The sequence below is a fragment of the Aeromonas encheleia genome (assembly GCF_900637545.1).
Classification (GTDB): Bacteria; Pseudomonadota; Gammaproteobacteria; order Enterobacterales; family Aeromonadaceae; genus Aeromonas; species Aeromonas encheleia.
Genome location: NZ_LR134376.1, coordinates 606357 through 626910, shown reverse-complemented (window position 1 = coordinate 626910; position 20554 = coordinate 606357). Strand labels below are relative to the sequence as shown.

General features: G+C 60.7%; 24 protein-coding genes. 7 read left to right on the top strand and 17 right to left on the bottom strand.

The features are described 5' to 3' along the window. Positions 1 to 5: 5 nt before the first annotated feature. Positions 6 to 335 carry an isoamylase early set domain-containing protein gene (locus tag EL255_RS03000; protein WP_042652119.1) on the top strand — a complete coding sequence of 110 codons (330 nt, stop codon included), beginning with the start codon at positions 6 to 8 and terminating at the stop codon, positions 333 to 335. Between the two features lie 96 nt (positions 336 to 431). Here the strand turns inward: EL255_RS03000 and rplS are convergent, their stop codons facing one another. From rplS to ffh, 5 genes are all read right to left on the bottom strand, one after another. Further along, positions 432 to 779 carry a 50S ribosomal protein L19 gene (gene rplS / locus EL255_RS02995; RefSeq protein ID WP_005313505.1) on the bottom strand — a complete coding sequence of 116 codons (348 nt, stop codon included), beginning with the start codon at positions 777 to 779 and terminating at the stop codon, positions 432 to 434. 32 nt (positions 780 to 811) lie between these two features. Next, positions 812 to 1561: a tRNA (guanosine(37)-N1)-methyltransferase TrmD gene (gene trmD / locus EL255_RS02990; protein WP_042652118.1), complete on the bottom strand. Its 750-nt coding sequence runs from the start codon at positions 1559 to 1561 to the stop codon at positions 812 to 814. A 34-nt stretch (positions 1562 to 1595) separates the two neighbouring features. Beyond that, complete coding sequence (gene rimM / locus EL255_RS02985) at positions 1596 to 2117, bottom strand: ribosome maturation factor RimM (protein ID WP_042652117.1); 522 nt, start codon at positions 2115 to 2117, stop codon at positions 1596 to 1598. 24 nt (positions 2118 to 2141) lie between these two features. After that, the gene (gene rpsP, locus EL255_RS02980; RefSeq protein WP_050717510.1) at positions 2142 to 2390 is read right to left on the bottom strand and encodes a 30S ribosomal protein S16; all 249 of its coding nucleotides are present in this window, start codon (positions 2388 to 2390) and stop codon (positions 2142 to 2144) included. Positions 2391 to 2569: 179 nt separating this feature from the next. Next, complete coding sequence (gene ffh / locus EL255_RS02975) at positions 2570 to 3946, bottom strand: signal recognition particle protein (RefSeq protein ID WP_042652116.1); 1377 nt, start codon at positions 3944 to 3946, stop codon at positions 2570 to 2572. Positions 3947 to 4231: 285 nt separating this feature from the next. On the opposite strand from ffh, the gene EL255_RS02970 reads away from it, so the two are divergent. Both EL255_RS02970 and EL255_RS02965 read left to right on the top strand, forming a co-directional pair. Then, positions 4232 to 5023, top strand: a complete 792-nt coding sequence (locus EL255_RS02970; RefSeq protein WP_042652115.1) for a cytochrome C assembly family protein — start codon at positions 4232 to 4234, stop codon at positions 5021 to 5023. Between the two features lie 40 nt (positions 5024 to 5063). Beyond that, a complete protein-coding gene (locus EL255_RS02965) occupies positions 5064 to 6347 on the top strand; it encodes an HlyC/CorC family transporter (protein ID WP_042652114.1) in 1284 nt (427 codons plus the stop codon). 31 nt (positions 6348 to 6378) lie between these two features. Here EL255_RS02965 and EL255_RS02960 read toward each other — a convergent pair whose 3' ends face one another. Beyond that, positions 6379 to 6846 carry an Rrf2 family transcriptional regulator gene (locus EL255_RS02960; protein ID WP_042652113.1) on the bottom strand — a complete coding sequence of 156 codons (468 nt, stop codon included), beginning with the start codon at positions 6844 to 6846 and terminating at the stop codon, positions 6379 to 6381. 109 nt (positions 6847 to 6955) lie between these two features. On the opposite strand from EL255_RS02960, the gene hmpA reads away from it, so the two are divergent. Continuing rightward, the gene (hmpA, locus tag EL255_RS02955) at positions 6956 to 8149 is read left to right on the top strand and encodes an NO-inducible flavohemoprotein (RefSeq protein WP_042652112.1); all 1194 of its coding nucleotides are present in this window, start codon (positions 6956 to 6958) and stop codon (positions 8147 to 8149) included. A 90-nt stretch (positions 8150 to 8239) separates the two neighbouring features. On the opposite strand, the gene EL255_RS21495 is transcribed toward hmpA, so the two are convergent. The 6 genes from EL255_RS21495 to EL255_RS02925 all read right to left on the bottom strand — a co-directional run bounded on the left by EL255_RS21495 (position 8240) and on the right by EL255_RS02925 (position 13239). After that, the gene (locus EL255_RS21495) at positions 8240 to 8830 is read right to left on the bottom strand and encodes a tetratricopeptide repeat protein (protein ID WP_170176024.1); all 591 of its coding nucleotides are present in this window, start codon (positions 8828 to 8830) and stop codon (positions 8240 to 8242) included. A 407-nt stretch (positions 8831 to 9237) separates the two neighbouring features. Continuing rightward, positions 9238 to 10173, bottom strand: a complete 936-nt coding sequence (gene mdh / locus EL255_RS02945) for a malate dehydrogenase (protein WP_042652201.1) — start codon at positions 10171 to 10173, stop codon at positions 9238 to 9240. 244 nt (positions 10174 to 10417) lie between these two features. Beyond that, the gene (artM, locus tag EL255_RS02940; RefSeq protein WP_042652110.1) at positions 10418 to 11080 is read right to left on the bottom strand and encodes an arginine ABC transporter permease ArtM; all 663 of its coding nucleotides are present in this window, start codon (positions 11078 to 11080) and stop codon (positions 10418 to 10420) included. A 2-nt stretch (positions 11081 to 11082) separates the two neighbouring features. Next, positions 11083 to 11733: an arginine ABC transporter permease ArtQ gene (gene artQ / locus EL255_RS02935; RefSeq protein WP_042652109.1), complete on the bottom strand. Its 651-nt coding sequence runs from the start codon at positions 11731 to 11733 to the stop codon at positions 11083 to 11085. A gap of 3 nt (positions 11734 to 11736) precedes the next feature. Continuing rightward, positions 11737 to 12474, bottom strand: coding sequence for a transporter substrate-binding domain-containing protein (locus EL255_RS02930; protein WP_042652108.1), 738 nt, complete (start codon positions 12472 to 12474; stop codon positions 11737 to 11739). Between the two features lie 24 nt (positions 12475 to 12498). After that, entirely contained in the window at positions 12499 to 13239 is a 741-nt protein-coding gene (locus tag EL255_RS02925; protein WP_042652107.1) for an ATP-binding cassette domain-containing protein, read from the bottom strand. Positions 13240 to 13439: 200 nt separating this feature from the next. Between EL255_RS02925 and argR the strand changes: the two genes are divergently transcribed. Then, positions 13440 to 13910, top strand: coding sequence for a transcriptional regulator ArgR (argR, locus tag EL255_RS02920; RefSeq protein ID WP_005308670.1), 471 nt, complete (start codon positions 13440 to 13442; stop codon positions 13908 to 13910). Between the two features lie 78 nt (positions 13911 to 13988). Here argR and EL255_RS02915 read toward each other — a convergent pair whose 3' ends face one another. From EL255_RS02915 to glnK, 5 genes are all read right to left on the bottom strand, one after another. Then, positions 13989 to 14894: a Dyp-type peroxidase gene (locus EL255_RS02915; RefSeq protein WP_042652106.1), complete on the bottom strand. Its 906-nt coding sequence runs from the start codon at positions 14892 to 14894 to the stop codon at positions 13989 to 13991. Positions 14895 to 14974: 80 nt separating this feature from the next. Then, complete coding sequence (locus tag EL255_RS02910; protein WP_042652105.1) at positions 14975 to 16003, bottom strand: ABC transporter ATP-binding protein; 1029 nt, start codon at positions 16001 to 16003, stop codon at positions 14975 to 14977. A gap of 72 nt (positions 16004 to 16075) precedes the next feature. Next, on the bottom strand, positions 16076 to 17701 hold the full coding sequence (locus tag EL255_RS02905; RefSeq protein WP_042652104.1) for an ABC transporter permease: 1626 nt from the start codon (positions 17699 to 17701) through the stop codon (positions 16076 to 16078). 39 nt (positions 17702 to 17740) lie between these two features. After that, complete coding sequence (locus tag EL255_RS02900; RefSeq protein WP_042652103.1) at positions 17741 to 18748, bottom strand: Fe(3+) ABC transporter substrate-binding protein; 1008 nt, start codon at positions 18746 to 18748, stop codon at positions 17741 to 17743. A 260-nt stretch (positions 18749 to 19008) separates the two neighbouring features. After that, positions 19009 to 19347, bottom strand: a complete 339-nt coding sequence (gene glnK / locus EL255_RS02895; RefSeq protein WP_011704615.1) for a P-II family nitrogen regulator — start codon at positions 19345 to 19347, stop codon at positions 19009 to 19011. A 201-nt stretch (positions 19348 to 19548) separates the two neighbouring features. Between glnK and arfB the strand changes: the two genes are divergently transcribed. Then, positions 19549 to 19965: an alternative ribosome rescue aminoacyl-tRNA hydrolase ArfB gene (gene arfB, locus EL255_RS02890; protein WP_042652102.1), complete on the top strand. Its 417-nt coding sequence runs from the start codon at positions 19549 to 19551 to the stop codon at positions 19963 to 19965. Between the two features lie 32 nt (positions 19966 to 19997). Beyond that, the gene (locus EL255_RS02885; protein ID WP_042652101.1) at positions 19998 to 20498 is read left to right on the top strand and encodes a methylated-DNA--[protein]-cysteine S-methyltransferase; all 501 of its coding nucleotides are present in this window, start codon (positions 19998 to 20000) and stop codon (positions 20496 to 20498) included. Positions 20499 to 20554 lie beyond the last annotated feature (56 nt).

The window sequence follows — 20554 nt, the reverse complement described above, 5'->3', positions numbered from 1 at the left end:
GCTTCATGCCGATAAACAAGCAGTTTCTCAAGTCGCGTCCCGAGGTCAAGGTGACCTTTGCAGTGGAAAAAGAGGCCGCGGGCGAGGCCGAACAGGTCTTGCTGCTGGGGGAGTTCAGCCAGTGGCAACCCATTGAACTTAAACGGATGAAGAGTGGGGAGTTCAGGGCAACCCTCAACCTGCCCACCGATGGCCCCAGCCATTTCGAGTACTGTTACCAGCTGGTGCAGCCGGATGGGGAGAGCCACTACGACAACGACTGGGCGGCCGATGACTATGTGCCCGGCCCCTTCGGACGGGACAACTCGGTGATCCGGGTCAGCCAGCCAGGCTGAGTCGCGCCGGCACGCCCGGCACCGGATACAAAAAAGGCTCGCCATTGGCGAGCCTTTTCACTACCTGTCGATATTTCGACACCAATTCGAATAGAATTAGTTGAGCTTCTCTTTGATACGAGCAGCTTTGCCGGACAGGTTGCGCAGGTAGTACAGTTTGGCGCGGCGAACATCACCACGACGCTTCAGTTCTACACTGTGGATCAGCGGAGAGTGAGTCTGGAATACACGCTCAACACCTTCGCCGTTGGAAATCTTGCGAACGGTGAAAGCAGAGTGCAGACCGCGGTTACGCTTGGCAATGACGATGCCTTCGAAAGCCTGCAGACGCTCTTTACCACCTTCTTTAACACGAACTTGAACACGTACGGTGTCGCCCTGGGCAAATGCCGGGATGTCGGTACGCAGTTGCTCTTGTTCAAGCTGCTGAATAATCTTGCTCATTGTCTTTCCTTACCTAGGATAAACTGAAAACTCTACTTAACGCTGTCACGCACTTCGCGGACATACTCGGCAAGAAGTGATTCTTGCTCGTCAGTCAGAGCTAGGTTGTTAATAAGTTCCGGCCTTCTCTGCCAGGTTCGTCCGAGCGACTGCTTGAGACGCCAGCGTCGAATCACTTCGTGATTGCCGCTTGTCAGCGCCTCGGGCACCGCCAATCCATCCAACAACTCCGGCCGAGTGTAGTGGGGATGATCCAGCAGGCCATCCGTAAAGGAGTCCTGCTCGGCACTGGCCTGATCACCCAAGACCCCGGGGACCAGACGCGAAACCGCATCGATCAGGGTCATGGCAGGCAACTCGCCACCACTTAACACGTAATCACCGATAGACCACTCTTCGTCGACTTCGGTTTGGATCACGCGTTCATCGATACCTTCGTATCGACCGGCGACCAGAATCAGTTTCTGACTCGTCGCCAACTCGGTTACGCCCGCTTGAGTCAGCTTGCGCCCCTGAGGAGAGAGATAGATGACTTTCGCCCCGTCTCCCGCCGCTTGCTTGGCCGCATGAATTGCATCACGCAGCGGCTGCACCATCATCAGCATTCCAGGCCCACCACCATAAGGACGATCATCGACCGTACGGTGTTTGTCATGGGTGAAATCCCGAGGGTTCCAGCACTCAATCTGCAGCAGGCCACTCTTGACGGCCCGACCCGTTACCCCGTGCTCGGTAATGGCTCGGAACATTTCCGGGAAGAGGCTAATCACCCCAATCCACATAAGAAACCTCCGGCACCCGTGTTAGCGCGGGAAACTAGAAACCAGGATCCCAATCAACTTCGATTGTGCGAGCAGTCAGATCAATATTCTTGATCACCTGCTCTTCCAGGAACGGAATCAACCGCTCCTTCGCACCGAAGGCATCTTTTACATTGGCCTCAACCACCAACACATCGTTGGAGCCGGTTTCCATCAATTCGGTCACCTTGCCCAGGTCGTATCCCTTGGTGGTCGATACCGAGCAACCAATCAGGTCACGCCAGTAGAACTCACCTTCAGGCAACGCAGGCAACAGATCGGCGGGGACGCCAATCTCGACATTGGTCAATGCCAGGGCATCTTCACGCAGATCGATACCATCGATCTTGCAAATCAGACCCTTGTTGTGACGCTTCCAGGCCGAAACCTTGAGCTCACTCCATACCCCGTTCTGATTGATCAGCCAGGGGTTGTAATCGAAAATCGCTTCGGCAACATCGGTGAAGGAGTTCACTTTAAGCCAACCCTTGATGCCGTATACGGTACCCAGGGTGCCCAGAACTATAGGTTTTTCCACCTTAACTCCTTACCGTTTGGCTGATTAAGCAGCTTTGGCAGCGTCTTTGATCAGCTTGGCAACGCGGTCAGAAACAGCGGCACCAGTAGCAACCCAATGCTCGATACGAGCCAGGTCCAGCTTCAGCTTTTCAGCGTTGCCGGTAGCAACCGGGTTGAAGAAACCAACACGCTCGATGAAACGACCATCACGGGCGCAACGGCTGTCGGAAACTACTACCTGGTAAAACGGACGCTTTTTCGCGCCACCACGTTGTAAACGAATGGTTACCATATCGTCCTCATAAACATCTAATGAACAAGGCCCGCAAATACGCGGACCCTAGCTTAAAATAAGCCGCGTAATTCTACTTGGATTCGTAATAATTGCAACCAAGCCAGCCATTTTTTGCACAGGGATTCTCATGAAAAAGGCTCACCCCGGTGAGCCTTTCTTGCCGGTGGGCAGAAAAATCAGAACGGGCCGCGGCCCCCTCCGAATCCGGGCGGCAGCATGTTCTTCATCTGGCCCATCATCTTGCGCATGCCGCCCTTGCCGGACATCTTCTTCATCATGCGCTGCATCTCGGTGAACTGCTTGAGCAGCTTGTTCACGTCCTGCACCTGCATGCCGGAGCCAGCGGCGATGCGGCGCTTGCGGGAGCCCTTGATCAGATCGGGATGGGCACGCTCCTTGGGCGTCATGGAGCTGATGATGGCCTCCATCCGCACGGTGAGCTTGTCATCCATTTGATCTTTCACGTTATCCGGCAGGCCGGACATACCGGGCAACTTGTCGAGCATGCCCATCATGCCGCCCATGTTGCGCATCTGGGCCAGCTGCTCGCGGAAATCTTCCAGGTCGAAGCCCTTGCCACTCTTGACCTTGTCGGCCAGCTTGGCGGCTTTCTCCTTGTCGACGGTGCGCTCCACTTCCTCGATCAGCGACAGCACGTCGCCCATGCCGAGGATGCGGGAGGCGAGTCGGTCCGGGTGGAACGGCTCCAGGGCATCGGTCTTCTCGCCCATACCGATGAACTTGACCGGCTTGCCGGTGATGTGGCGCACGGACAGGGCCGCACCACCACGAGCGTCACCGTCCGCCTTGGTGAGGATGACACCGGTGAGCGGCAGCGCCTCGTTGAAGGCCTTGGCGGTGTTGGCCGCATCCTGACCCGTCATGGCATCGACCACGAATAGGGTCTCGACCGGCTTGATGGTGGCGTGCAGATCCTGGATCTCCGCCATCATCTCGCTGTCGACGTGCAGACGACCGGCGGTATCGACGATCACCACGTCATAGAACTTCTTGCGCGCCTGATCGATGGCGGCGGTGGCGATCGCCACCGGCTTCTGGGTCACGTCGCTGGGGAAGAAGTCGACCGCGATGTCGCTGGCCAGGGTCTCGAGCTGCTTGATCGCCGCCGGGCGATAGACGTCGGCACTGACCACCAGCACCTTCTTCTTGTGGCGCTCCTTCAGCAACTTGGCCAGCTTGGCCACTGTCGTGGTCTTACCGGCACCTTGCAGACCCGCCATCAGTATGATGGCCGGCGGCTGGGCGGCCAGGTTGAGCTGCTCGTTCGCCTCGCCCATGACGGAGACCAGCTCGCCATGCACTATCTTGATGAACGCCTGGCCCGGGCTCAGGGACTTGGCCACTTCCTGGCCGACGGCCCGCTCCTTGACCCGCGCCACGAAGTCACGCACGACCGGCAGGGCGACGTCCGCCTCGAGCAGCGCCATGCGCACTTCACGCAAGGTATCCTTGATGTTCTCTTCGGTCAGCCGACCACGGCCACTGACATTGCGCAGGGTGCGCGAGAGTCGTTCAGTCAAATTCTCAAACATGACGCATTCCGGTTCTTGGCGTAACAAATGAGGCATTATACCCCAGTCAGCACTATGAGGACGATTACTCACCGCTTGCGGTGGCTAGCTGCCATCGAATGGACAGGTGAAATAAATGGGGGGCATTATACCCCAGTCAACGCCAGAGGACGATTATTCGCCGCACGGGGTGACCACCTGCTACTTATATATGGGCAGTTAGCCCCTGGCACAACTGGCGAGCATATCTTGTGCAAGGTATACTGCCCCTCTTATCCATAAAGCTTGCTTAACAACGACCTGGTTATGATCGTGATCTCTGTTCTGGCCCTGGCGTTTTACCTGCTGGCCATCATCGCCTCGCTGCACCTGCTGCTCAGTGCCAAGCCCGTCGGGCAAGTGTCGCTGTTCGCCTGTGTCGGCCTGGCCCTGACCGCCCATGGCATCGCGGTGGGAAGCGAAGTGCTGGCCACTCACTCCGGCCAGAATCTCAGCATGTTGAACGTCGCCTCCCTGGTCAGCCTCATCATCAGCTGCTTCATGACCTGCGTCACCCGCCGCTTCAACGGCTGGATCCTGCTGCCCGTGGTCTACAGCTTCTCGGCCTTGCTGCTCGCCGCCAGCGCCCTCATTCCCGGTCGCTACATCACCCACCTGGAGGCTCACCCCCAGCTGCTGCTGCACATAGGGCTCGCCCTGATGGCCTACTCGGTGCTGATGATCGCCTGCCTGTTTGCGCTGCAGCTCGCCTACCTGGACAGACAGCTTAAATCCAGAAAAATTAGCAACTTGCCAGCCATGCCTCCGCTGATGACGGTGGAGAAGCGGCTGTTCCAGCTGATCTCGGCCGGCCTGTTCCTGCTGACGCTCTCCATCGCCTCCGGCCTGTTCTTTCTGGAGGACATGTTCGCCCAAGGCAAGTCCCACAAGGCGGTCCTCTCGATCCTGGCCTGGTGCATCTATGTGCTGCTGCTGTGGGGTCACCACACCCGTGGCTGGCGCGGTCGCAAGGTCATCACCCTGAGCCTCATCGGCAGCGTCATCCTGACCCTGGCCTACTTTGGCAGCCGTTTCGTCAAGGAAGTCTTGCTGAGCTGATTGCTCAACCCTCACCCACACATCCAACAGGAGCCCCTTCTTGGACAGTATCTCAACGAGCACATTACTGATTGTTCTCGTTATCTTGATCCTCTTGTCTGCTTTCTTCTCAAGTTCCGAAACCGGCCTGATGTCCCTCAACCGCTACAAGTTGCGGCATCTCGCCCAGACCAAGCACAAGGCTGCCCGTCGGGTAGAAAAACTGCTGGCTCGCCCGGATCGCCTGCTGGGACTGATCCTCATCGGCAACAATCTGGTCAACATACTGGCGTCCGCCATCGCTACCATCGTCTGCATCCGGCTGTTCGGGGATCTCGGGGTCGCCATCGCCACCTTCGGCCTGACCCTGGTGGTGCTGGTGTTCGGGGAGGTTACCCCCAAGACCCTGGCGGCCATGTACCCCGAGAAGATCGCCTACCCGGCCTCCTGGGTGCTCAAGGGGTTGATGGTGCCGCTCTACCCCTTCGTCTGGCTCATCAACGGCATCACCACGCTGCTGCTCAAGCTGATGCGGTTGAACCACACCAAAGATGCGCACTCCCTCAACCCCGAGGAGCTGCGCACCATAGTCAACGAGGCGGGCAGCCTCATCCCCCAGCACCACCAGGAGATGCTGCTCAGCATTCTGGATCTGGACAAGATGACGGTGGAAAACATCATGGTGCCGCGCAGCGAGATCGCCGCCATCGACATCAACGACGACTGGAAAACCATACTGCGCCAGCTGGCTCACTGTGCTCACACCAAGATCCTGCTCTATCGCGACAATATCGACGACGTTGTCGGATTTTTACACGCACGTGACGCCCTCAGGCTGGTTGCCAGAGATCAGTTCAGCAAGTCCAGCCTGCTGCGGGAGGTCGATCCCATCTATTTCATTCCGGAGGGGACGCCACTCAACGTGCAGCTGGCCAAGTTCCAGCGCAACAAGGAGCGGATTGGGCTGATCGTCGACGAATACGGCGATATTCAGGGGCTGATCACCCTGGACGACATACTGGAGGAGATAGTCGGCGACTTCACCACCTCCATGACACCGACGCCGAGCGACGAGGTCCACCCCCAGCCGGACGGCTCCTTCCTGGTGGAAGGCTCCGCCAGCATCCGCGAGCTGAACAAGGAGATGAACTGGCACCTGCCCATCGACGGCCCCCGCACCCTCAACGGGGTGATCCTGGAGTACCTGGAGGAGATCCCCCAGCCCAACATCAGCGTCAGGCTGGCAGGCTATCCGATCGAGATCCTCGAAGTGGAGAACAACATGGTGAAAATGGCGCGGATCATACCGCATCTATACCGTGACGAGTCGGGTTACGAGGATTGAAAAAAGGCTGCCGATGGCAGCCTTTTTCGTCTCACTCGCTCTCTTCGTCCGGCTCCAGCACCAGGGTCGGGATCAAGTCACCAAACACCTTCTGCAGCTCGTCGCGATTGGCCAGCAAGTCTTGCAGCGTGTAGCTGTCCATCACCGCCAGGAAGGCGTTCATCGCCTCCTTCAAGGCATTCTTCAGCAGACAGACCGAGACGATGTGGCAGGCGGGGGAGTTGCAGTCGATCCCGTCCAGATTGCCTTCCAGCGCCCGGATCACCTGGCCGATGTTGACGGTGTCCGGCGCGCAGGCCATGCGGATCCCGCCATTCTTGCCGCGCTGGGACTGCAGATAGCCCAGCTTCACCAGTTGATTCACCACCTTCACCATGTGATTGCGGGACACGCCGTACAGGGCGGACACCTTGGCCACGCTCGACAGTTCCCCCTCCGGCAGGGTCGCCAGATAGAGCAGGGCTCTCAATCCAAAATCGGTATAACTCGTTAGTCTCATAGTGCCTATGGCGCATAGCGCAAAATTGTTTGTTGATTCAGATCAATTAAACATCTAGGATGCAACTTATTAAGTGACATTTTAAATGCTCAATTAGTAAGGACCTCTTATGTTAGATCAAGCAACCATCGCCGTCATCAAAAGTACCATTCCCTTGCTCGAATCGGCGGGGCCTGCCCTCACCCAGCATTTCTATCAGCGCATGTTCAGCCACAACCCCGAGCTGAAGGATATCTTCAACCTGGCGCACCAGCGCAGTGGTGGCCAGCCGCTGGCCCTGTTCAACGCCGTCGCGGCATACGCCAAGAACATCGACAACCTGGGCGCCCTGGCCGGCGCGGTGGAGCGCATCGCCCACAAGCATACGGGCTTCATGATCCAGCCGGAACAATATCACATTGTAGGTAGTCATCTCTTGGCCACGCTCAAAGAATTGGGTGGTAGTGCGGTCACCGAGGAGGTGCTGGATGCCTGGGGCAAGGCCTACGGGGTGCTGGCCAACATCTTCATCGGCCGCGAGAGCGAGATCTATCAGGAGAAGGCGACCCAGGCCGGTGGCTGGCAAGGCCCCCGCCCCTTCCTCATCAAGGAGAAGCGGGTGGAGAGCGAACTCATCACCTCCTTCGTGCTGGCCCCCAGCGATGGCCAGCCCGTGCTGCACTTCAAGCCGGGTCAATACCTCAGCATCCAGCTCAACCACCCGCAGCTGGAATATCAGGAGATCCGCCAGTACTCCCTCTCCGATGCACCCAACGGCCGTGATTACCGCATCAGCGTCAAGCGCGAAGCGGATGGCCAGGTATCCAACCTGCTGCACGACCAGCTGCAAGTCGGTGATGAGGTGGCGCTGATGCCGCCGACCGGCGATTTCTTCCTGCAAGCCGACGCCAGCACGCCCGTGGTGCTGCTCTCCGCCGGGGTCGGCCTCACCCCCATGCTGAGCATGCTCAATCAGCTGCTGACCAACGGGCACGACGCCGACATTCGCTGGTTGCACGCCTGCGAACAGGGTGCCTTGCACGCCTTCAAGGAGGAGATCCGGGAGAAGAGCCGGCAGCACGCCAGATTGCAGAGCCGGGTCTGGTATCGCGCGCCTGCCGAGCAGGACGTACTGGGGGAAGACTACGACTTCGACGGCACCATGGAGTTGGAGCAGGTCGCGGCGCTCATTCCGGCCAACGCCCATTACTACTTCTGCGGCCCCCTCGGCTTCATGCAGGCGGTGAAACGGCAGCTGCTGGCCTTCGGCGTCGCCGAAGAGAGGCTGCACTACGAGGTCTTCGGCCCCCATCAGGATCTGTGAGCCCTCACTCTCGCTCATGATGCGATGCAACAAGGCCCACGAACGCAGGTTCGTGGGCCTTGTCATAGCAGGGGTCGCAGCGAGTCGGGCTTAGCGCATCGCCTTGGCGCGGGCGATCGCATTGGCGGGCATGCGATTGCCGAGCCGGCTCAGCAGGCTGGCGGCCTTCTGATGGCGGGCCTTGTCACCGATGACGGCGCCGTGCAGCCAGTGATAGGCCTCCTCGTAATCCAGCGGACTGCCCATGCCCTGCAGCAGCATCTCGACCCATTCCATCTGTGCCCGCTGGAACCCCAAGCTGGCGGCCTCCCGCATCAGGGTCTCGGCCCGCACCAGATCCTTCTGGACCAGGATCCCCTTCCAGTAGTAGCGCCCCAGCTGCTCCAGCGCCGGTGCCAGCCCCTGATTGGCCGCCTCCCACATGTATTGCACCCCGATCTGGGCGTCGGGCTTGATGCAGACCCCCCAAGCCAGCATGTCCCCCCACAGGAACTGGTAGGCGGGGATCTTCATCACAGAGGCGCGCGCCTCTATGTCCTGGGTCAGCTGGCATCTGTCCTGCTTCACCTGGGTCAAATGGCGCCCCTGCTCTATCCAGTTGAGCAGCTCGTCCTGTCGATAGAGTGGCACCGCCTGCAGATCCCCCGTGGTCAGGGGTGCCGGCGTGGCCGCCTTGGGCAAGGGCGCCGCGACGGGCGCCGTCGGCAGCGGGACAGCCGGCACAGGCACAACAGGTGCGGCTGGCGGTACAGCCAGTGCGGCCGTGGAGGGTAACGGGGTGGCTACGGCAGCGATAGAGGCGGTGGTCACAGCAGGCGTCGCTGCACTGGAAGCTGCCGATGACAGGGCGGCAGAAGACGCCGGGGTGGTCGCTGCCGGGGTCTGGGTTGGGGCGGCCGAGACCGGCTCGGCCCCCTGCGAGGGGAGGCTGACGAGACAGATAAGGCCGATTAGGGTACTGGGTTTCATCATGAGGATCTCCTGCTGCCCTCTGTTATCGGCAGCAAACCCCAACCCCTTAGCCCGCCGCGGCGGATCGCCATAACGACAAAGGGGAGCCGAAGCTCCCCTCATGCACGCGCTGGCGCTTATTTGACGAAGTCGACGCCCAGCTGGATGTCGGCCTTCAGGGTGGCCAGCATGCTGTCCATCGCCTCTTGCTCGAAGGCACTCAGCTTGCCGTAATCCAGCACGGCTTCGACGCCGTTCTTGCCAAGCAGGATGGGCTGCGCGAAGAAGGTGGCGTGCTCGCCGTTGCCTTCCACGTAGGCGCACTCGATCACGTTGGCTTCGCCCTGCAGACCCTTGATCAGCGACAGACCGAAGCGGCAGGCAGCCTGGCCCATGGAGAGGGTGGCGGATCCACCACCGGCCTTGGCTTCCACCACTTCGGTACCGGCGTTCTGGATGCGCTTGGTCATGGCAGCCGCTTCCTCGGCGGTGAAGCTGGCGCCTTCGATCTGGGACAGCAACGGCAGAATGGTCACACCACTGTGGCCACCGATCACGTTGACACGGATCTTGTCGATGTTCAGGCCCTTGGCAGCGGACACGAAGGTCTCACCGCGGATCACGTCCAGGGTGGTGACGCCGAACAGGCGACGCTTGTCATAGACACCGGCCTTCTTCAACACTTCGGCGGCGATGGCGACCGTGGTGTTGACCGGGTTGGTGATGATACCGATCAGCGCCTTCGGGCAGCTGGCCGCGCACTTCTCTACCAGGTTCTTGACGATACCGGCGTTGATGTTGAACAGGTCGGAACGATCCATGCCGGGCTTGCGCGCCACGCCGGCGGAGATCAGTACGACATCGGCGCCGACCAGAGCCGGGCTCGGATCTTCACCGCAGAAACCTTTTACTTTCACGTCAGTCGGGATGTGGCTCAGATCGGCCGCGACACCCGGAGTGACCGGGGCAATGTCATACAGGCTCAGCTCGGAACCAGCAGGAAGGCGATTTTTCAACAGCAGAGCGAGGGCTTGGCCGATGCCACCGGCGGCACCCAGAACGGCAACTTTCATGATCAACTCCATGTTCAAGCGTAGGTTTAAGGTTGTTTCTTGTTGGGGGTCAAAGCTGTTTCTTATTGTGCGCCTCACCTTAAAGGATCCCCCGATAAAAAACAATCTGATAACAGTTGTAATCACGGGTTCTGTGAGCCAGGGAGCAAGCGGTGACGAAAACGGAGAGGAATATGCGATAAATGGGACGGAAAGCACAGATTTCCTGTGCTTTCCCTTCCATTAAGGGGTAATTACGACTGCTTCAGGACTGGAATGCCAGTGCTCTGCGCTCACACCAGCGGAAACCAATTGTTAACAATCCATTCATGGTCAGATAGAGCGCACCGGCCACGGTGAACACCGCCAGGGTGTCATAGGTCTGGGCGTTGAGACGCTGGGCCAGACCCATGATATCCATGATGGTGATGGTGCTGGCGAGGGAACTGCCCTTGAGCACCAGGATCACCTCGTTGGAGTAGGCGGGGACCAGCCGGCGGGCGGCATGGCGCACCTTCATCCACAGGGTCTGCCCGGCCGAGAAACCGAGCGCCCGACAGGCTTCCACCTCACCGGCGGGGATGGCGTCGAGCGCCCCCTTGAACAGCCGGGTGGAATAGGCCGCCGTGTTGAAGCCCAGCGCCAGCACGGCACAGAACCAGGGCTGCTTGAGCAGCGGCCAGAGCGGCCCGGACTTGAGCCACTCGAACTGACCCGGCCCGTAGTAGATGAGGAAGATCTGAATGAGCAGCGGGGTACCGGTGAAGAGCAACACCCACAGCTGTACCAGCTGGGTCGCCACCGGCAGGCGTCGCTCCAGCACCCAGGTCATGGCGGCCGCCAGCAACACCCCGAGCAGCAAACTAAGTGCCGTGAGCTGCAGGGTGATCGCCAGACCACCCAACAGGGTCATGAGATAGTCCTGCATGATCAGCCTCCGTACCGGCGGGTATAACGGGCAGCCTGCTTGAGCCCGAGCTCGCTCACCAGGCTGATCGCCAGATAGATGAGGGCCGCGGCGGCATACCAGGTGAAGGGTTCATAGGTGCTGGCCGAAGCCATCTGGGCCTGACGCATCATCTCGTTCACCCCGATGAGGGAGACCAGGGCCGTGTCCTTGAGCAGCACCAGCCACTGGTTGCCGAGACCCGGCAGGGCGTAACGCCAGGCCTGCGGCAACACGATGCGAAAGAAGATGTGGGCCTTGCCAAGGCCGAGCGCCAGCGCCGCCAGACGCTGCCCGGCGGGCACCGCATTGAGCGCCGCCCGCAGGGTCTGAGTGGCATAGCTGGCAAACAGCAGAGAGAGCGCCAGCACGCCGCAGGCGAAGGGGCTGAACTCCACGTACTCACCGGTGATGAGGAACAGCACCTGGGTCGAGCCGAAGTAGATGAACAGCACCACCAGCAGCTCGGGCAGGCCACGGATCAACGTGGTCAGCGTGGCCACCGGCCACACCAACCAACTGCGCTTGCTGAGCTCGGCCGCGCTGAATCCCAGAGCAAGCGCCATGCCCCCGACCAGTGATGCCAAGGCCAGCCCCAGGGTCATCCAGGCTGCATCCAACAACAGGCTCAACATGGCTTACTGCGCGAAGTATTTGTCGAAGATTTTCTGATAGGTACCATTGGCCTTGATCTCGGCCAGGCCCTTGTTCAGCTGGGTCAGCAACTCCTGATTGCCCTTGGCCACGGCGATGCCGAAGCCGGTACCGAAGTACTTGGCGTCGGTCACAGGGGTACCGATGACGGCATAATCCTTGTGCTGCTTGAGCCAGTCGGCGGCGACGGCGGTATCGGCGAACACCCCGTCGATACGGCCGTTCATCATATCGAGGAAGGCGCTCTGGTAGCTGGCGTAAGGCACGGTGAGCAGGCCCTTGCTGATCCACTTGTCCACCAGATAGGACTGGTGCGAGCTGCCGTTCTGCACGCCGACGGTCTTGTCGACCAGCTCTTCCGGACCCTTGAAGGCATCCTTCTTGGTCACGAACACCGCGGAGTTCACATAGTAGATGTCGGAGAAGTCGACCTGGGCGGCCCGCTCCGGGGTCACGTCCATGGCGGCGATGGCGGCATCATAGCGACGGAACTTGAGGCTCGGGATCAGGCTGTCGAAGGCCTGATTGTGGAAGCTGCACTCCAGCTTGACCTGGGTACAGATGGCGCGGGCCAGATCGATATCGAAGCCCTGGAACTCGTTCTTGTCATCAAGGTATTCGAACGGCGCATAGGTGGCCTCGGTGGCGAACTTGATCTCTTTGGCCAGCACCGTGGTGCTCAGCAGGCCCATGGCCGCAACCAACAACAGACTCTTTTTCATGACAGCTTCCTTATCGATTCAGTATCAATGCATCAAGAATTCGGCAAACCGGCTGGTTTGCGGGGCCTGGAAGATGGCGGCACTACCGGATTCGATGATCCGCCCCTTTTCCAGATAAATGACCTGACTGGCGACCTTGCGGGCAAACTCCACCTCGTGGGTGACCACCACCTGGGTGATGCCGGTCTGGCTGAGGGTACGGATGATCTCCGCCACCTCCTTGGTTATTTCAGGATCGAGCGCCGCCGTCGGCTCGTCAAACAGCAGCACCTGCGGATCCATCATCAGGGTACGCGCGATGGCGACCCGCTGCTGCTGACCACCGGAGAGCCGGGCGGGCCAGGCGTCCCGTTTGTCGGCCAACTGCAGCTGGGCCAGCAGGTAGGCGCCCTTCTCGATGGCGGCCTCACGGCTCATGCCGAGCACCTTGACGGGGGCCTCGATCAGGTTCTCCATCACGGTCAGATGGGGCCAGAGATTGTACTGCTGGAACACCATGCCCACCTTGCGGCGCAGCGCCTGCGCCTGACGGTTGAATTCCGCGGTCGACAGGGAGGACGGGAAAGAAAATTCACTGTCGCCAATGCGCAGAACACCGGCATCCGGGGTGTCCAGCAGGTTCATCATGCGCAGCAGCGAACTCTTGCCCGCACCGCTCGGGCCCAGCAATACCAAGGTTTCGCCGGGTGCGGTCCGAAAGCTGACCTGTTGCAGTACCGGCACCTTGTGCCAGGATTTTTCGATGCCGATTAATTCAATACCCATACGACCTAATTGAATAAGTTTTCAAAATTTCGTCCCGATTTTAGCTGCAACATGGGTGGATGCAAGCTAAATTTGAATCGATATGCAGAACAAGCGCCGCTTCCTTGCCAAAATAGGCATATGAATGCAAAATAGCAGCGCTGTTCGTATCTGCCGCCTGAGCGTGACAGGCGGTCACACCCCTCATTCGTGAGTCCAAGATGAAACATAACGATAAGCAAGAAAAACTGGCCAAGGCCTTTAAAGCCTTGCTGAAAGAAGAGCGATTCGGCTCCCAGGCAGAGATAGTCACTGCCCTGCAAGAGATGGGCTTCGAGAACATCAACCAATCCAAGGTCTCGCGCATGCTGAGCCGCTTCGGCGCCGTTCGCACCCGCAACGCCAAGATGGAAATGGTCTACTGCCTGCCGGTGGAACTGGGTGTCCCCACCACCTCCAGCCCGCTCAAGAACCTGGTACTGGATGTCGACCACAACGGCGCCCTGGTGGTGATCCACACCAGCCCGGGGGCGGCCCAGCTGATCGCCCGCCTGCTGGATTCCCTCGGCAAGGCCGAAGGCATCCTCGGCACCATCGCCGGTGACGATACCATCTTCATCACCCCGACCAGCGATACCGACATCGAAGAACTTTACCTCTCGGCGCTCGAGCTGTTCGAGCAGACCCCTTAATCAGGGGCGCCGCCCCTGCGGCGCAACCTGAACGAAAAATCCCGGCCTAGGCCGGGATTTTTGTTATGGGCAAAGGGCTTATTTGCCCTGTGCGACCAGAAAGTCTATCGAGGGTGCGAAGAAGGCCGCCCCGGTCACCGCCCTGGTGAAGCGCAGCAGGTGATCGAAGTGGCTGCCCTCCCCCTTGTACATGCTGGCCAGCATGGCATTGAAGTGCTGCGGGGTGCGGCAGCAGGAGATGAAGTAGAGCCCCTGCTCGCGCATGGTGCCCCAGGGCATGCTCTGGCGCAGTATCTCCATGGACTCGCCCTTGGGGGTCTTGAGGTTGACCCGCTTGATGTGGGAGGTCAGCGGCTTGTCGGCCGACTCGTACTCGATGTTGTCGATCTTGGTGCGGCCTATGATGTCTTCCTGCTCCTTCAGCGCCAGCTTCTCCCAGTCGCTCAGGGCATGGACCCAGCGCTGCACGTGGATGTAGGAGCCGCCGGCGAACTCACCGCCCTCGAGCAGCGCCACCTCGGCCCTGTGCTCACCTTGGGGGTTCTCGGTGCCATCGACGAAGCCAGTCAGATCCCGGCAATCCTGGTTGCGGAAGCCATTGACCTCCTCGGCCAGCTCCACCAGACCGGCTAACAGCGCCATCACGCGCTGCCCGGCATGGTGCAGCACATCGACCCGGTCGGCGCGCAGCTGCACGAACAGATCGAAGGGGGTATTGGGCGCCTTGTTACCATTGGCTTCCTGAGCCATAAAGCCGCGGAACTGGGGCGGCCGGGCGACCGGATAGAGCGCATCCCAGCCATCGGCACCCACGGCGACCAGACCGGAGAAACCGGCGGCGGGAAAATCGGCACTCACCGCATCCCACAGGGTGGGCAGCTTGGCCAGGCGGGCGGCCAGCTCGGTTGCATCGCCGGTGCGATTGAACATCAGATAGAGGGCATGCAGATTCGGCTCTGCACAGATCCCGGCTTGGGCTTTCATTTCTCTCTCCAAAGGCATGGGTAAAGGCATGGCGCGATTATAAACCAGAGCGAGTCCAATTCCTTGATTTCACATCGCTATCAGGACGAGAACAGCACCAGCGCATGGGGCGCGACCTCGACCCGCGCCCGCGCGCCCTCGAGGGGCTCGCCTATGCTAGCCTCCAGCACCTGGCCCGCACACTCGACCTGCACCCGGCAGTGATGGCCGAGGAACTGCTGCTCCCGCACCCTCAGCTCGCCATCCTCGGCCGCCGCCAGCACCAGTTGCTGGGGCCTGAGCATCAGCTGCAGCCGCTCGCCCACCGCGCGGCCGTGGGGTTCGCTGCCACGCACCAGCCCCAGCGCGGTCCGCACGCAGTGGCCGTCCACCACCTCTGCGTCCAGGTAGTTCACCCCGCCGAGAAACTCCGCCACGAAGCGGTTCTGCGGGCGGCGATAGAGCTGCTCCGGCTGACCGACCTGTTCGATGTGGCCGGTGCGAAACAGCGCCAGCCGATCGGCGAAGGCGAACGCCTCCTCCTTGCTGTGGCTGACGAAGATGGCCCCTATCCCCTGTTGTTTGAGCAGGGTGCGGATCTCGAGGATCAGCTTCATCCGTACCTGGGTATCGATGTTGGAGAAGGGCTCGTCCAGCAGCATCAGCCGCGGCTTGCACACCAGGGCGCGGGCGATGGCGACCCGCTGCTGCTGACCACCGGAGAGCTGATGGGGGTAGCGATCCCCCAGCCCCTGCAGATTGACCAGCGCCAGCGCCTCGTCCACCTGCTGCTGACGCGCCGTGCGGCGCTGGTTCGCCAGCCCGAAGCCGACATTCTCGGCCACCGTCAGGTGCGGGAACAGGGCGTAATCCTGGAAGATCATGCCGATGTTACGCGCCTCGGGCGGCACGCTCAGGCCGGGTTCGTCCAGCAGGCTGTCGCCGAGCCGGATGCGGCCCTCGGCCAGCGGCAGCAGGCCGGCGATGGCCTTGAGCAGCGTGGTCTTGCCGCAGCCACTGGCACCCAGCAGGCAGACGATCTCGTTGTCGGCCACCTGCAGGGAGAGCTGCTCCAGCACGTTCTGGCCGTTATAACGGCAGCTTACCTTCTCTACTTGCAAGCAAGACAAGACTCAGTTCCTCTCGTTTCGTGGCCTCCCCCGCCGATGGCCGGGACGCGTTCACATATTGTGGTGGCAGGCCTAGTGGCCCGGGCTGTCCAGGCTGCGGTTGACCCAGATCAGCGGCAGCAGCCCCACCAGCACTATGACGATGGCGCCGAGCGCCCCCCGCTCCAGCATCTCGTCCGAGACGAACTGATAGACGTGGGTCGCCAGGGTATCGAAGTTGAACGGCCGCAGCAGCAGGGCGGCGGGCAGCTCCTTCATGGATTCGATGAATACCAGCATGGCGCCGGCGAACAGGCCGCGCCGCACCAGTGGCAGATGAACCCGGCGCAGCATGCCGCCAGAGCCCTGCCCCAGGGAGCGGGCCGCCATGTCGAGGCTGGGGGAGATCTTGCCCATGCTGCTCTCCACCGAGCCGATGGCGATGGCCACGAAGCGCACCAGGTAGCCGAACACGATGGCGGTGAGGGTGCCGGTCAACAGCAGGCCGGGGCCCTGCTGCCCGAGCCACTCGGCCAGATCGTTGATGCCAAAATCGAGCGCCGTCAGCGGCACCAATACCCCTATGGCGAGCACGGTGCCCGGCATGGCATAGCCCATGGCGGCGATGCGCAGCGGCAACAGGCTGCGAACGCCCCCATCGAGGCGCCGGAAGAAGCCGAGCAACAGGGCTATCCCCATGGCGAGCAGGGCGGTCAGCGTCGAAATGGTCAGGCTGTTGCCGGCGAAGCGGACGAACTCCGGGGTCCAGGAGAGCTCGAAGTAGCGTACCCCGTAATCGAGCAGGATGGCGAACGGTAGCGCGAAGCCCGCCACCACCAGTCCCCAGCACCAGAGCCCGGCCAGCAGGCGAGGCAGCCCCCTGAGCGGATAACGCAGCGGCGGCTCATGGCCCATGGACTTCTGGAACACCTGCTGGCGCTGGCGGGAGCGGCGCTCGACGGCGATCAGCAGCACCACCGCCAGCAGCATCAGGCAGGAGAGCCTAGCGGCGGTGGCCAGGCTGCCGTAGCCGAGCCAGGTATCGTAAATGGCGGTCGTGAGCGTGTTGATGGCGAAGAAGTGGACGGTGGCGAAGTCCGCCAGGGTCTCCATCGCCACCAGAGAAACGGCGACCATGATGGCGGGGCGGGCCAGCGGCAGGCTGAGGCGGCGAAAACTCTGCCATGGAGTGCAGCCGAGCAATCGGCTGGAGTGAATGAGGCTGACCGACTGCTCCAAAAACGAAGCACGGGCCAGCAGGTAGACATAGGGGAACAGCACCAGCGCCAGCACCCAGGCGGCCCCGCCGAGGGAGCGGATGGCCGGGAACCAGTAATCGGTGGGGGTGTTCCAATCAAACAAAATTCGCAGCCCCGCCTGCAACGGACCCGAGTAATCCAGCAGGTCGGTATAGACGTAGGCCACTATGTAGGAGGGCATGGCCATGGGCAGCATCAGCGCCCACTGCAGGGCGCGGCGCCCCGGCACCTGGCACATGGCCACCAGCCAGGCGGTGGGGACCCCGAACAGCAGGCTGAGCAGCACCACCCCCAGCACCAGGGCCGAGGTGTTGGCGATGTAGTCGAGCAGCACAGTATCGGCGAGGTGGCGAAACAGCTCCCCGTCCGCCGACAGGGCAGAGAAGATCAGGGCGATAACGGGCAAACCCAGCAGCAGGGCGGTGGCCCAGCTGCCGGCAATCCAACCAAAATTTTTCATGGGACCACAGTGATTGATGGGGCCTTTGGCCCCATCTGATTACAAGTCGAACTTCACTTCATCCAGCAACTGCAAGGCATCCTTGCGGTACTTGGCGTATTCGCTGACCGGCATGGCGTCAGACTTGAAACTGCCCCAGGACTTGACCATGGCGGAAGGCTCGACCCCGGCCTTGACCGGATACTCGGCATTCACGTCCGCATAGAGGTGCTGGGCGGTGTCGCCGGAGAGAAACTCCATCAGCTTCTGGGCGGCTTCCTTGTTCTTGGCATACTTGGTCATGGCCACGCCACTCACGTTGACGTGGGCACCGCGGTCGGCCTGATTCGGGAAGTTGATGTAGACCGCATCGGCCCAGGACTTCTGGGCGGGATCCTTGAGCATGGCGCCCAGGTAGTAGCTGTTACCCAGCGACAGATCGCAGATGCCGTCCTTGATGGCCTTGACCTGATCCCGATCGTTGCCCTGCGGCTTGCGCGCCAGGTTGGCCTTGACCCCTTCCAGCCAGGTCTTGGCGTCCGCCATGCCGTGATGGGCGATCATGGAGGAGACCAGCGCCACATTGTACTCATGCTTGCCGCTGCGGGTACAAATTTTCCCTTTGTATTCAGGCTTGACCAGATCTTCGTAGCTGATGGTGTCGAGCTTGCCGAGACGATCCTTGCTGGAGTAGATGGCGCGTACCCGGGTGGTCAGGGCGAACCACTTGTTGTCCGGATCCCGATAGATGGACGGGATGTTCTCCTGCAGGATCTTGCTGTCCACCGACTGCACCAGATCCTTGTCCACCAGATCGGTCAGGCGGCTGATGTCGACGGTCAGCATCAGATCGGCCGGGGAGAGCTTGCCTTCCCGCTCCAGACGCTCGTTCAGCCCCTCTTTGGCGAACACCACGTTGACCTTGATCCCGGATTCTTTCTCGAACTGCTGGATGATGGGCTTGATCAGCTCATCCTGCCGGTTGGAGTAGACGTTCACTTCAGCGGCGGCAAATGCCGACTGGGCAACCAGGGTAGAGAAAGCCAGTGCCAGCATCTTCATTTTCATCATCCGTTCCTTGAGTTGTGCATCGAGTGATAACAATTTGCGTTTGCATTCTGCATGAGGCACGACGGCGGGATCAAGGTGGTTTACAGAGGTAGGATCACATATTTAACCGTTGACCGAAGAAAAAGACCGGATGGAATCCCACCCAGCCTCTCGATGACTTAGAGTCACGGTCTGATTGGCCATCAAGGCATGGCGTCAGCCTGCCTTGGCTGATGTCCGGCCTGGGCCCATGCCTGCTCCGGGAAGAGGATGCGGGATCAGAGCGCCTCGTCGTCGCTCTCGCCGGTGCGGATCCGCACCGCCTGCAGCAGGTCATAGACGAAGATCTTGCCGTCGCCGATCTTGCCGGTGTAGGCCGCCTTGCAGATAGCCTCTATCACCCCCTCCACGTTGTCGTCGGCGGTGGCGATTTCCAGCTTCACCTTAGGCAGGAAGTCGACCTGATACTCGGCTCCCCGGTATAATTCGGTGTGCCCCTTCTGGCGGCCAAATCCCTTGACCTCGGACACGGTCAGGCCTTCGACCCCCAGGTTGGCGATGGCCTCGCGCACGTCGTCCAACTTGAAGGGTTTGATAATCGCAGTAATCAGCTTCATCTGGTTGCTCCCAATCCATGGTATGTCATGGATTGGTCATCAATTCTTGTGCCAAGTATTTTTATTGTTTATTTTCATAAAGATAGGCTTTAACCCTTGGGCTGCTAAGGCCCAGGATCACCAAGGAAGCGCATCTCGCCCCATAATGAGGCACCAAGCTGCACCAGACTCCCTTGATGCACCAAATGAGAGCATCACCCCATGTTAGTCATCTCCAACAGCGTGATCATTCCCTGGCACGAGCTGCAGTTCCAGACCATGCGCGCCCAGGGCGCCGGCGGTCAGCATGTCAACAAGACGGACTCCGCCGTCTGGTTGCGCTTCGATTACCGCGACTCCCCCAGTCTGCCGGACCTCTACAAGGAGGGGCTGGAGAAGCTGAGCGACAGCCGGGTCCATGACGGCTTCATCCAGATCAGGGTCGAGACCCATCGCAGCCAGGACATGAACCGCAAGGAGGCCATGAGCCGGCTGACCGAGCTGCTGAAGAAGGCCGCGTGGCGCCCCAAGGCCCGCCACGCCACCAAGCCGACCCGCAGCTCCCAGCGCAAGCGGGTCGACGCCAAGAAGCGCAAGGGGGACATCAAGTCGGCCCGCGGCAAACCCGTGCTGGAATGACCCCGACTGCCCACGCCAAGGAATCAACACAGATGAGATACAGCTTCTGCGACAGCGCCCAGGGTCCCCTGCTCGTCGCCATCGACAAGGACGGACTGCGTTATGTGGAGTTTGTGCGGGGTGAGCGGCCCGTGATGCCGGCCCCCGAGTGGCAGCGGGACGATGTCGCGCTCGCCCCCTTCGTCGAACAATTCGAGGCCTACTTCGCCGGCCGCTTGCGGCGCTTCACGCTGCCGCTCGCCGCCAGGGGCACCCCCTTCCAGCAATCTGTGTGGCACGCCCTGTGCGACATCCCCTATGGCGAGACCGTCAGCTACCTCGACATCGCCCGGGCCATCGGCAATCCCAAGGCGGTGCGCGCGGTGGGGGCCGCCAACGGCCAGAACCCCTTGAGCATCATAGTGCCCTGCCACAGGGTCATAGGCCGCAACGGCGAGCTGACCGGCTACGGCGGCGGCATTCCCATCAAGCGCTGGCTATTGGCGCTGGAGCAGGAGGGCAGCGGCTTTGAACTGACCCCGCCCGGCGTTTAGCAAAATGAACATAGTATGAAGAATCGCCTCAGAAGGGCTTCAGACAGGGGCTGGCA